Annotated in this window: 11 protein-coding genes and 1 pseudogene; 8 read left to right on the forward strand and 4 right to left on the reverse strand. The window is 68.1% G+C overall.

What is annotated here, in order from left to right; genetic code table 11:
• Window positions 1-197: 197 nt before the first annotated feature.
• The 3 genes and pseudogenes from ACYVO6_RS17880 to ACYVO6_RS17890 all read left to right on the forward strand — a co-directional run bounded on the left by ACYVO6_RS17880 (window position 198) and on the right by ACYVO6_RS17890 (window position 4,031).
• Complete coding sequence (locus ACYVO6_RS17880; protein ID WP_461062380.1) at window positions 198-2,096, forward strand: AMP-dependent synthetase/ligase; 1,899 nt, start codon at window positions 198-200, stop codon at window positions 2,094-2,096.
• A 395-nt stretch (window positions 2,097-2,491) separates the two neighbouring features.
• Window positions 2,492-3,466, forward strand: a pseudogene (locus ACYVO6_RS17885) (endo-1,4-beta-xylanase); the annotation flags it as partial.
• Window positions 3,467-3,590: 124 nt separating this feature from the next.
• Window positions 3,591-4,031 carry a PPOX class F420-dependent oxidoreductase gene (locus ACYVO6_RS17890; RefSeq protein WP_461062381.1) on the forward strand — a complete coding sequence of 147 codons (441 nt, stop codon included), beginning with the start codon at window positions 3,591-3,593 and terminating at the stop codon, window positions 4,029-4,031.
• Between the two features lie 29 nt (window positions 4,032-4,060).
• Here the strand turns inward: ACYVO6_RS17890 and ACYVO6_RS17895 are convergent, their stop codons facing one another.
• On the reverse strand, window positions 4,061-4,636 hold the full coding sequence (locus ACYVO6_RS17895; RefSeq protein ID WP_461062382.1) for a pep a2: 576 nt from the start codon (window positions 4,634-4,636) through the stop codon (window positions 4,061-4,063).
• Between the two features lie 303 nt (window positions 4,637-4,939).
• Between ACYVO6_RS17895 and ACYVO6_RS17900 the strand changes: the two genes are divergently transcribed.
• Complete coding sequence (locus ACYVO6_RS17900) at window positions 4,940-5,245, forward strand: DUF5133 domain-containing protein (protein WP_461062961.1); 306 nt, start codon at window positions 4,940-4,942, stop codon at window positions 5,243-5,245.
• Window positions 5,246-5,435: 190 nt separating this feature from the next.
• Here ACYVO6_RS17900 and ACYVO6_RS17905 read toward each other — a convergent pair whose 3' ends face one another.
• Window positions 5,436-6,035 (reverse strand): TetR/AcrR family transcriptional regulator, encoded by a 600-nt coding sequence (locus ACYVO6_RS17905; protein ID WP_461062383.1) that lies wholly within the window; start codon window positions 6,033-6,035, stop codon window positions 5,436-5,438.
• A gap of 109 nt (window positions 6,036-6,144) precedes the next feature.
• On the opposite strand from ACYVO6_RS17905, the gene ACYVO6_RS17910 reads away from it, so the two are divergent.
• Window positions 6,145-7,131, forward strand: a complete 987-nt coding sequence (locus ACYVO6_RS17910; protein WP_461062384.1) for a DMT family transporter — start codon at window positions 6,145-6,147, stop codon at window positions 7,129-7,131.
• Here ACYVO6_RS17910 and ACYVO6_RS17915 read toward each other — a convergent pair.
• Window positions 7,031-7,642 (reverse strand): LysE/ArgO family amino acid transporter, encoded by a 612-nt coding sequence (locus ACYVO6_RS17915; protein ID WP_461062385.1) that lies wholly within the window; start codon window positions 7,640-7,642, stop codon window positions 7,031-7,033. The two genes, ACYVO6_RS17910 and ACYVO6_RS17915, sit on opposite strands and share 101 nt — an antisense overlap.
• A gap of 66 nt (window positions 7,643-7,708) precedes the next feature.
• Here ACYVO6_RS17915 and ACYVO6_RS17920 point away from each other — a divergent pair, with 66 nt between their 5' ends.
• Window positions 7,709-8,623 (forward strand): LysR family transcriptional regulator ArgP, encoded by a 915-nt coding sequence (locus tag ACYVO6_RS17920; RefSeq protein WP_461062386.1) that lies wholly within the window; start codon window positions 7,709-7,711, stop codon window positions 8,621-8,623.
• A 179-nt stretch (window positions 8,624-8,802) separates the two neighbouring features.
• On the opposite strand, the gene ACYVO6_RS17925 is transcribed toward ACYVO6_RS17920, so the two are convergent.
• A complete protein-coding gene (locus tag ACYVO6_RS17925; protein ID WP_461062387.1) occupies window positions 8,803-9,336 on the reverse strand; it encodes a hypothetical protein in 534 nt (177 codons plus the stop codon).
• 592 nt (window positions 9,337-9,928) lie between these two features.
• Between ACYVO6_RS17925 and ACYVO6_RS17930 the strand changes: the two genes are divergently transcribed.
• Window positions 9,929-10,306, forward strand: a complete 378-nt coding sequence (locus ACYVO6_RS17930) for a DUF485 domain-containing protein (RefSeq protein ID WP_461062388.1) — start codon at window positions 9,929-9,931, stop codon at window positions 10,304-10,306.
• A 17-nt stretch (window positions 10,307-10,323) separates the two neighbouring features.
• A complete protein-coding gene (locus ACYVO6_RS17935) occupies window positions 10,324-11,967 on the forward strand; it encodes a solute symporter family protein (protein WP_461062963.1) in 1,644 nt (547 codons plus the stop codon).
• Window positions 11,968-12,002: the final 35 nt, after the last annotated feature.

A 12,002-nucleotide genomic window follows, 5' to 3' on the forward strand; every position in this document is an offset into this window, starting at 1 on the left:
GGGCCTGCTCATCCCTGCGCGTATCGTCCGGTCATCGCCCCGTACGGAACACCCCCATCAGGTCTGGAAAGGCCATCGGGATCAAGTCACTTGGCGGTTCCGGACACGGCTGTCGTCGTCGTGGACTAGATTTCAAACGCTCTCGGCCCCAAGCCTCCATCCCCGAGGGCGCTGTGAGAAGAATGCTGGAGCGGCGCATGCATGTGTCCGAAGTTCCGTCCTCGGCTCTGCCCTTGATGCAGGGAGGACTCGCCGACTCGCTCTTCGACACGGCGGAGCGCACGCCCTTGCTTCCGCAGATCGCGCGCCGTTCCGAGACCTCTCCCCTGACCTGGTCGCCGGTGACCGCGGTCGAGTTGCGGGACGAAGTGGTCGATCTGGCCAGGGGGTTCATCGCGTCCGGGCTGTATCCGGGGCATCGCGTGGCCATCATGGCCCGTACGCGCTACGAGTGGACCGTGCTCAGCTACGCGCTGTGGGCGGTGGGAGCCGAGATCGTCCCGATCTACCCGACCTCGTCGCACGATCAGGTCGCGTGGATCCTGCGCGACGCGAACTGTGTCGGTGTGGTCGTCGAGGACGAGCAGGGCCTCATGACGGTCGGCTCGGCGTGCGCCGCGCTGCCGCAGCTGCGTCACGTCTGGCAGTTGGACACCGGGTCCCTCGCGCAGCTGGTGGAACTCGGCCGGTCGGTACCGTTCCCGGCCGTCGAGTCGATGCGCCGGATCGTGTTCCCCGACTCAACCGCGGCCATCGTGTACACGTCCGGCACGACAGGACACCCCAGAGGCTGTGCCGTGAGCCATCGCAATCTGGCGAGCCCCTGCGACTCGCTGCTGGCCGGCTGGGCCCACACGACGGCGCCGCCCGGTCGGCAGCCGGCCATCCTCGCCTTCCTGCCCTTCTCCCATGTGTACGGCCTCATGATCCAAGGGATCTGTGTACGCGGCGGGTTACTGATGGGGCACGAGTCCGAGATGCACCAGGAGGCACTGTCCGAGGCCTTCCTGTCGTTTCGCCCCACATTCATCTTCGCCGTCCCGTTCGTCTTCGAGAAGATCTACAAGAACTTCCTGCGCAAGGCCCAACAAGCGGGCCACGGCGCACTGTTCGACCGCGCGGCGCGCATCGCACAGCGATTCGCCGGCGCCGTGGAGCGGCAGCAACTGGGAACGGGCGCCGGGCCCAGCCTCGAACTGCGCGCCCAGCACGCCTTCTACGAACGGACCGTCTACCGGAAACTGCGAGCCGCACTGGGCGGAAGAGTGTGCGGCGCGTGTTCGGGCGGCTCGCCCCTGAACCGCCAACTCGCCCTCTTCTACTCGGGAATCGGAATCTTCATCCACGACGGGTACGGGCTCACGGAGACGAGTGGCGGGATGACCGCGCAGCCCGTCGGGCGGCACAAGTTCGGCACCGTCGGACGCCCCCTGCCGGGCATGGAGGTCCGCGTGGCCGAGGACGGGGAGATCCTGGTGCACGGCCCCTCGGTCTTCCAGGGGTACGTCAATGACGTGCCCGGCACTCGCGAAGCGCTCCGCGGCGGCTGGCTGGCCACGGGGGACATCGGGCGGCTCGACAACGACGGGTATCTGGCCATCACCGGCCGCAAGAAGGACATCATCATCACGAGCGGCGGCAAGAGCGTGGCTCCGGCGGCCCTCGAAGAACGTCTGAGGGTCCACCCACTCATCCATCAAGCGGTCGTCGTGGGTGACAACCGCCCCTGCGTGGGAGCCCTGATCACCCTGGATCCGGAGTTTCTCGCCCACTGGCGCGCGAACCTGCCCCTGGGGGGCGAGGCGTCGAGCCGGGACGTACGGGAGCAGAACGCCCTGCGGGAAGAGGTCATGCGCGCGATCGCGGCGGCCAACAGCACGGTGTCCCGCTCCGAGTCCATCCGCGTGTTCCGCATCCTCCCGGAGCCCATCGACCCGGCCACCGGGCTGATGACACCGTCGATGAAGCTGCGCAGGGACGCCATCACGCACCACTTCGCGGCCGAGATCGACGCGATGTACGCGACATCGAGAGCCGCGCGACGCAGCCCGGCCGTCGAGTCCTTCGCCTGGGAGGACGACAACGTGTTCCGGTGAGGCGTCCCGGGGCGGCAGGGCGTCATACGTGCTCTCAGCATCCGCCGCCGTCTACGAAACATTCGTAGACGGCGGCGATTGTTCTGTGGAATTTGACGGAATTCGGCCTCAGGCGACTTGAAGCCAACCGGAATCCACCTTCGCGAGACCCGTTGACTCCATGAAACGGCAGCCGTAAATTCTCCGCAGCCATTCGGAAACACATCCGAAACTTTCGGAGATCCGGATGTCCAGATCAACTTCAGTCACACCAGTACGTCCCACGCAGCACGCACAGCACACGGCACGTGCAACCGGAAGGAAGAAGGGACGAAATGGTCATGAGTACGTCCATCAGTCACGAACCGCCGCCTCCGCTCCGGCGTTCCCGTGCCCGGAGCGCACTGGTGCTCGGCATGGCCGGTCTGCTCGCCGCGGCCGGTGTCACCGCCCTCTCGGGGACGGCCGAGGCTGCCAGTACCCTCGGCGCCGCAGCGGCGGAGAAGGGCCGCTACTTCGGTGCCGCGGTCGCGGCGAACCACCTGGGCGAGTCCGCGTACGCCTCGACGCTCAACACCGAGTTCAACTCGGCGACACCCGAGAACGAGATGAAGTGGGACGCCGTCGAGAGGACCCGCAACTCGTTCACCTTCGGTCCCGCCGACCAGATCGTCAATCACGCCCAGAGCAGGGGCATGAAGGTCCGCGGGCACACCCTCGTATGGCACTCCCAGCTGCCCGGCTGGGTCGGAGGTCTCGGCGCCGCCGACCTCAGATCGGCGATGAACAACCACATCACCAAGGTCATGCAGCACTACAAGGGCAAGATCCACTCCTGGGACGTCGTCAACGAAGCCTTCCAGGACGGCAGTAGCGGCGCTCGGCGCAGTTCGCCCTTCCAGGACAAGCTCGGCGACGGCTTCATCGAGGAGGCGTTCCGCACCGCCCGGGCCGCCGATCCCGCGGCCAAGCTCTGCTACAACGACTACAACACGGACGGCGTCAACGCGAAGAGCAATGCCGTCTACAACATGGTCAGGGACTTCAAGGCACGCGGCGTCCCGATCGACTGCGTGGGCTTCCAGTCGCACTTCAACAGCGCGTCACCGGTGCCCGGCGACTACCAGGCGAACCTCAAGCGCTTCGCCGACCTCGGCGTCGATGTGCAGATCACCGAGCTGGACATCGAGGGCTCGGGCACGGCCCAGGCCAACAGCTACAGCAACGTGGTCAAGGCCTGCCTGGCCGTCTCCCGTTGCACCGGCATCACCGTCTGGGGCGTCACCGACAAGTACTCCTGGCGCGCCAGCGGCACTCCCCTGCTGTTCGACGGCAACTACAACAAGAAGCCCGCGTACAACGCCGTACTCGCGGCGCTCGGCGGCTCCGGCTGAGGGTGACCGTTTCAACGGCAAGGAGCGCGGCGTGGCGATCCCGGTCGCCACGCCACGTCGCCGAGTGCGAGACCACCTCAAGAACGGAATGCCTCGGCAGGTCCCGGGCGTTGAACAGCGCATGCCCCACGACACGAGCCAGGACGCCCTGCTCAAGCTGCTCAGTGAGTACGACGGCGGGGTGCTGGTCACCCTCAAACGCGACGGACGACCTCAGCTGTCGAACGTCAACCACGCGTACTACCCCGACGAGCGGACCGTGCGCGTCTCGATCACGGACGACCGCGCCAAGACGCGCAACATGCGCCGGGATCCGCGGGTGTCGTACCACGTGACCAGCGAGGACCGCTGGGCCTACACCGTCGTCGAGGGCGTCGCCGACCTCACCCCCGTCGCGCGGGATCCGCACGACGAGACGGTCGAGGAACTCATCCGGCTCTACCGCGACGTCCGGGGCGAGCATCCCGACTGGGACGACTACCGCGCCGCCATGGTCCGCGACCGCCGCCTCGTCCTGCGTCTGCGGATCGAGCGATCGTACGGAGCGCCCCGCGCCCGCTGAAGAACAGACGCGCTCGGCACCGGCGGGGCTCAGGCCCGAATGGATGTACGCACCACGGTTCCGCTCGGCGAGCCCTCCGGATTCCGGGAGCCGGCGTCGGGCGCCGCTGCCGTGAGCAGGCTCGCGGACACGGGACCTGCCAGGGCGGGCACCGGCGCCTCGCGGGGCATCGGGCGTGCCGCGCGCAGGCTGGGGGCGGGGGTGGTCGGGACCAGCGGAGCGCGCTCGACGGCGCGGGCCCGGCGCGAGAACCAGATGATCCTGCCGCCGGTTCCTGTGGCGCAGCAGCCCCAGCCGTCGCTCACGGCGGCGATGTGGGCCAGGCAGCCCGGTTGGGCGTACTTCGCGTGCAGGTCCACGTCGTTGTCCGCGATGGCGGTGATGAGGTGCTGACCGGTCCACCACATCTCGATGGTGGTGTTCTTGTCCGCGGCGTGCTCGTCGATCGTGTGCAGCAGCACCTCGGCGCAGTGACAGACGGGCTCGACGAGGTCCTCCAGGTTCCAGTACCGGAGGTGGGCGGCCAGAATGCGCCTGACCTGTGCAACCCCTTCCGGGCTGACCTTCACGTCGAGGTGGTAGTAGCAGGGCACTACGGTCTTCATCGTCGTTGACTCCTCACCGGCGAAGCCTTCGCTCCCCTCGCCCCTGCGGGCAGAGCCCCGAGCACGAAGCGTGAGCGCTGACCGCTCTTGAGTCACTCCAGGGTGAGAGTGCTACTCCGTTCGTGCAACACGAGGGGCAAGAGCGCCGTGTCGTTCAAGAAACAACAGGACGTTCTGTTGCGTCGCATGCACCATGAGTGAAGGCTTCGGCCGCTGTGACCGGTCGGCGCCGCTCCGCGCACGGTCTTCGCACACCGTCCAGGTGAACCGTGCGCACCCGCGAGGAGGAAGGTGACCAGTGAGATGCTGCTGCCTGCCAAAACCGAGGTCGCCAGGCATCTGGAGCAGTACCGGGCCTGGGAACGCCTGATGCTCGCCGCCCCCACCGACCGCGCGGCGCGGGACAACTTCGAGAGCACGGGCTACAGCCTGTGCGTGCTGATGGGGAAGCGCTGTGCCCGCGAAGCCGCTGACGCCGCCGAGCGCTATCTGGGCGCCGATTTGGCCGTGTATTTCGGAAGCCGGGACGGCAGGACCCGCCGCCGAAACGGTGGCCGCAGGACGACCGGCACATGTCCGACCGGACTCACGGCGACACCGGCGCGCTAGGTACCGCAGACGCCGGCGCGACAGGGACGCACCGCTCGAACAGCTTCGGGAACCGCAAGCGAAGGCAAACTCTGGGACCGCGTCACGCACGCCACCCACCACATCGGATCCGACGGCTTCGGCCTCGGCCTCGGCTTCGGCTTCGGGCTGAAGAAGAAACCCCCAGCGCGTCCGAGCCGCGGGCTCAGCGTCATGCCGACGCGTCGGCGGTGCCACGCAGCAGCACTCGGGCCTCCTCGCGGGCATGCTCCAGTGCCCCAGGGAAGATACGCAGGCCGTGAGCCACCAGGGCACCCTCATGAAGCAACATCAGCGTGCGCGCCAGCGCGTCCGGCGCGGTCGGGCCGAGAGGGCGTACGAGGTCCGTGAACAGGGTGAGCATCCATGCCTTCTGGCCGGTGATGACCGCGTACGCGGGATGGCTCGGATCGTCGATCTCCGCATGCGCGTTGACCATGCTGCAGCCTCGGGAACCGTTGGCCTCCATCCAGTCCCGTGAGGCGTCGAAGACGGCCAGGACTCGGCCCCGCGGGGTGGAGGCCGAGTCCAGGCGGGGAGCGAGGAAAGCTCGCCAGCGCTCGTCGCGGTCAGCCAGGTATTCGACGACGATCTGCTCCTTGGAGCCGAAACGGTCGTACAGCGTCTTCTTCGTGACGCCGGCCTCGGCCGCGATGAGGTCGACGCCCACGGCATGGATGCCGCGCTCGTAGAACAGTCGCCCGGCCGCTGCCAGCGCGCGGCGGGCGCCGGGGGTCAGGGGTACGCGTCGGGGGGTGTTCGCGGTTGCCATTCCTCCAGAGTAGACCGATCTGTATACTCGATGTCAGGTATACAGATCGGTCTACCTTCGCCGTCGCTTTCGTCGTCGGTTTCGGCTCACCCCTGGAGGTGTTCGTGCCGTGAACGTCCTGCTCTCGATCGCGTTCGTCGTCGCCTGGAGTTCCGGCTTCATCGGGGCCAAGCTCGGGGCGGGGAGCGCGTCGGCGGTCACGCTCCTGATGTGGCGCTTTCTTCCGCTGGCCCTCGTCATGGGCGTCGTGGCCCTGACCGTGGCGCGGGCGTCGTGGCGAGGGCTGACAGCGCGTGGCCTCGTCCGGCAGGTCGCCGTCGGGGCGCTGTCGCAGAGCGGCTATCTCCTCACGGTCTACTACGCGATCGAACTGGGCGTCTCCAGCGGTACGACGGCCCTGATCGACGGCACGCAGCCGCTGGTGGCCGGAGCGCTGGCCGGGCCCCTGCTGGGGTTGCCGGTTTCCCGTACGCAGTGGCTCGGGCTGGGCCTTGGCGTGACCGGCGTCGTCATCGTCACCATGGCCGACGCCGGGGCCGGGACGGGCGCCGCCTGGTGGGCGTATCTCGTGCCGTTCGCCGGCATGCTCTGTCTGGTGGCGGCGACGTTTCTTGACCGTCGCTCGCGCACAGAGGTCCGCCCGGCGGTGGCGATGACGGTCCACGCTGTCACAAGTGCCGTTGTCATCACGGCACTTGCTGCGGGAACGGGAGGGGCGGTGCCGCCCGCCAGCACCTCCTTCTGGAGCGCCGTGGTCTGGCTCGTGGTCCTTTCCACCTTCGGCGGGTACGGGCTGTACTGGCTGATCCTGCGCCGGTCCGGGGTGACCAAAGTGAATACCCTCATGTTCCTGATGGCGCCGGTGACGGCCGTGTGGGGTGCGCTGATGTTCGGGGAGCCGTTCGGGGTGCCGACGGCGGTGGGGCTGGCGCTCGGGCTGCTGGCAGTGGCCGTCGTGCAGCGCGGCGACCGCCAGGGTCCGGGGACGCGCGGGCTCACGCCCCGGCGAGCAGCGTGGCGCCGAGGGCGATCATCGTCGCGGCGATCAGACCGTCCAGTACGCGCCATGCCGACGGCCGGGCCAGGAAGCCGCTGAGCAGCCGGGCACCGAAGCCCAGCGCGACGAACCAGCACAGGCTGGCGAGTGCCGCGCCGAGGCCGAAGGTCCAGCGGAGCGGGCCGCGGTCGGCCGCGACGGAGCCGAGGAGGAACACGGTGTCGAGGTAGACGTGCGGGTTGAGCCAGGTCATCGCCAGGCAGGTGAGTACGGCCCGCCGCCGCGAGCCCGCCGAACCGGTTTCCACCCGCAGGGCCGAGGGCCGGAAGACCCGCCGGGCGGCGAGGCAGCCGTAGCCGAGCAGGAAGACGCCGCCGGTCAGCGCGATCACAGTGAGCGCCGACGGCCAGGCCACCACCACGGCGCCGACCCCGGCGACACCCAGCGTGATGAGGGTCGCGTCGGACAGGGCGCAGATGCCCACCACCGCGAGCAGCGCCTCCCGGCGGACGCCCTGGCGCAGCACGAAGGCGTTCTGCGCGCCGATGGCGACGATGAGCGAGAGGCCGGTGCCGAATCCGGCGGCCGCGGCAGTCAGGGCGTTGGTCACGGCGTCGACGTTAGGAAGCCGGGAAGCAGGAGTACAGCTAAAGATTCTTACGTATCATTAGTGTTCGTGATGACGGAGCTTCCCCTGGATCAGGTGCGTACCCTGCTGGCCGTCGTGGACGAGGGCACGTTCGACGCCGCCGCCACTGCTCTGCATGTGACGCCGTCGGCGGTCAGCCAGCGCGTCAAGGCGCTCGAACAGCGCACGGGACGCGTCCTGTTGATCCGTACGAAACCGGTGCGGCCCACCGAGTCCGGCGAGGTCGTCGTCCGCTTCGCGCGCCAACTGGCCCGGCTGGAACGAGAAGCCCACACCGAACTCGGCATGACCGGCTCGGAGGAACCGACGCGTCTGTCGATCGCCGTGAACTCCGACTCGCTGGCGACCTGGTTCCTGCCGGCGCTCACACGTGTGCCCGAGGAGCTGCGGCTCTGCTACGAGCTGCGCCGCGAGGACCAGGACCACACGGCCGCGCTGCTGCGTGAAGGGCTGGTGATGGCGGCGGTGACCTCGTCGCCGGACCCGGTGGCCGGATGCTCCGTCCGCAGCCTGGGCCGTATGAACTATGTCCCGGCGGCGAGCCCCGGCTTCGCGGAGCGCTGGCTCGGCGACCCGCCGGACGTGCCGTTGCGGGACGTCCTCGCCAGCGCGCCCGTGGTCTGCTTCGACCGGCGCGACGACCTCCAGGACGGGTTCGTACGAGGGCTCCGGCGGGGCCAGGGCGGCGCGAGCTCGCTGCGCCACTTAGTGCCGACCTCGGAGGGTTTCGTCGACGCCGTCGCCGCCGGGATGGGCTGGGGCATGGTGCCCGAGGTTCAGGCCGCGCCCCTGCTGGACGCGGGTCGACTTGTCAATCTGGCGCCGGACCGGAAGATCGACATTCCCTTGTTCTGGCAGCAGTGGAAACTCGACTTTCCGGCGCTCGCGACCGTCGCGGAGATCGTCGCGGCGGCAGCCTCCGAAGTTCTTGATACGGCATGACGCAACTGTCCGGACAAATCGCCGCCCGTGAGAAATCTGCTGGAAATCCGGGAAAAGATCGACGCGTTCACCGAAGATCTGCGTGAATTGTCAAGGCCGAGAGGATTTCCTTTTCTAGATCCTCACAAGTGCGGAACGATCCATCCTCACAAGTCCGCGATGATCTGGGCCGTCCGGCGTCAAGCGGTCGGCCCTTGCCCCGTTTCCTTCTTGAGGAAGCTCGTCACCTGGGCGGCGAGGCTGTCGCCGGCGCTGTCGGGGCGGGCGCCGACGCCGACGGCCGGCTCGCGCAGGTCGACGCCTCCGGACCAGAGGTACCGGTGGGTCCACTCGTCGTCGACCTTCAGCTGGACCTGGACGTCCACCTGGCCCAGGCAGGCCTCGTCGGCCGCGGCGTACAGGACGGCCGTGACCCGGCGCAGCGGGTAGATGTCGAAGCCCTCGATGAACTGCGAGTTCCGCCAGTCGAGGAACGCGCTCTCGCCGTCGGCGCCGACCCGGACGTCGAGCTGGCCGTCTTCGAGGTGGATGCCGAAGTACGCCGTCGTGCGGTTCTCGACGGTCACCCGGAATTTGACGTAGGTCAGGCCCTCGGCCGCGTCGTCACGCCCCCGCGGCGGCTCCGCCTTCTCCAGGCCGTGGACGCGGACACGCAGGCCGGCATGCTCCTCGCCGTACTCCTGCCAGTCGCCCACCACGTTCGGCTCGTACACAGTCCACCTCTCCGCCTCCAGAGAGCTGCTTCTTATCTGTGCGCGCGACGGCGTGTCAAATGAGCGGAATGGGCTGTGGCCAGGGATTTTGCCCCACTTGATCAGCGATCAAGCCGTGGCAAGGCACAATCCGTGCCACCGGCTCCGACGGCGCCGGTACGTGCGTGCTGCACATCACGTCCCACCCACGGCTCGCCCCCTGCGCGGAGGAGCCGGTGAACGACGCGCGGCGAAGGAGCCGAGGCGGGGAAAGTGACGCGCGTTGAATTTGAGTCACCGACGGCCAATAGCAATGATGCGGTTGATTGTTGAAACGCTGGAATGCCACAATCCGATGCGGCCGCGCTGACCACCCCACCAGCGGGGCCACCCGGCACGGCCGAAGCAAGGTTTCAGTGGCATTTCGGGCGAATTCCTGACCTGTGCGAACTGAAAAGTGACCCCCGTTCAACAGTCGTCCCCCGCATATTCAGTGAGCAATTTCCGCGTTCAGACCGCGAACACAAGGCCTCAGACAAGGCACGGTATGCCAAGACACTCCAGCTCGCCCTACAGCTCCCCATCCGGGCCCTACAGCTCCCCACCCGGACAGATGCCGCCCGCCCCGGCGGCGGAGAACAGAGTCGCCTCGCATCCCGACTTCCGCTTCATACGTGGAGCCCACCGCTCGTTCGGGATCGTGGCGCTGCTGATCTCGGTCGGCGGCTTCCTGCTGCTCGTGCTGCTGTCGGGCTTCGCGCCCGGAGTGCTGAACCAGGAGCTGTTCGGCCATGTGACGCTGGGGCTGGTGGGTGGCATCGGCCAGTTCGCCGTGATGGCCGTGACCGCGTGGCGGTACACGGTCCACATGGAGCGGCGGATCGACCCGGCCGTCGACCGTCTGCGGGCGGAGATCGCCCGCGACGAGGCCGAGCAGGCTCGTGTCCAGCAAGCTCGTGGCCCCCAGCAGAGGCGGTTCGGTTCGTGGTGACTTACTCCGACGGTCGCATGGTGACCCTCTCCGAGGGCGTCGTCGGCGGCACCAGTCTGAAGCTGACCTTCGTCCTGTTCGTGTCGGTCGTGGTCGTCAGCATGTTCTCGGCCCTCATCACCGCTCCGCAGGGCGACGAGATCAGCGACTTCTACCTGGGCGACCGGACCATGTCGCCCCTGCGCAACGGGCTGGCGATGTGCGGCGACTATCTGTCCGCCGTCACCCTCCTGGGCAGTACCGGACTGGTCGCACTGACCGGATACGACGGTCTGCTCTATCTCGTCGGCACCGTCGTCGCCTGGATGATGGTGATGTTGCTGATCGCCGAACCCCTGCGCAACTCGGGCAAGTTCACCCTGGGCGACACACTCGCCCTGCGGCTGCCCCGTAGCCAGCGCTCGGTACGCATCGCCCTGGCCGCCTGCACACTGATCATCTGCGTCCTCTACATCGTTGCCCAACTCGTCGGCAGCATCGCCCTGTTGACCCAGTTCATCGGCGAGCCGAGCGCCACCACCCGCACCATGTGCGTCGCGCTCATCGGCACCCTGATCGTGCTGTACGTGGCGCTCGGCGGGATGCCCGGCGCGACCTTCCTCCAGATCGTCAAGGCCGTCATGTTGATCGTGGGCGTCGCGGTGACCGCCATCATCGTGCTGCACCGCTACAACTGGAACCTCAACGGCCTCCTCGGTGCCGCAGCCGACGGCAGTGGCATGGGGCAGCGGTTCCTGGAGCCGGGGCTGCGCTACGGAGGCAGTACGACCAGCAAGCTCGACTTCTTCAGCCTGCAGATCGCCATCGCGCTGGGCCTGGCGGCACTCCCCCACATGACGATGCGTCTGCTCGCTCCCCGCGCCACCCGTGTGCTGCGGCGATCGGTGCTGTGGGCCACGGGCCTGGTCGGCTTCGTGTGTCTGACGGCGGGCGTGCTCGGCCTGGGTGCGACAGCGATCGTCGGCCGCGACTCCATCGCGGACGTCGACGCCAAGGGCGACGCGGCGGTACTGCTGCTCGCCAACTCCATCGGCGGCGCCGTACTCACCGCACTCATCTCCTGTCTGGCGTTCATCACCCTGATGGCCGTCGCGGCCGGGCTCATGCTCGCCGCGGCATCCTCGCTCGCACACGACCTGTACGGGCAGGTGATCCGCAAGGGCAAGGCGAGCCAGACCGAGGAGCTGAACGCGGCCCGGCTGTCCGCCGTCGTCATCGGGGTCCTCGGCATGCTCCTCGCGCTGCTGGCGTGGGGCACGAACACCGCCAGCCTGGGGTTCCTGGCCTTCGCCATCGCCGCGTCCGCCATCCTGCCGACCATGGTCTACAGCCTGTTCTGGGGTCGCTTCAACGCACGCGGCGCCCTGCTGAGCCTGTACGGAGGTCTCGCCGCCTCCGTGATGCTGGTCATCTGCTCCCCCGTCGTCTCCTCGACGCCCACGTCGTTCTATCCCGACGCGGACTTCGCCTTCTTCCCCCTCCAGAACCCGGGCATCGTCTCCGTACCGGCCGGGTTCCTGCTGGGCTGGCTCGGCACCGTGATGAGCCGTGGCGAAGAAGACGCCGCCGACGTGTACGAGCAGTTCGAGGTCCGCGCGATGCTCGGGACCGGCGAGCAGGAGGAGGTGCAACAGGAGGAGCCGGTGGGCGCGCGACAGTGACGCCGGCCGGGCAAGGCCTCAGCCTTCTGTGATGA

The sequence above is a fragment of the Streptomyces pseudoechinosporeus genome, from assembly GCF_054783935.1.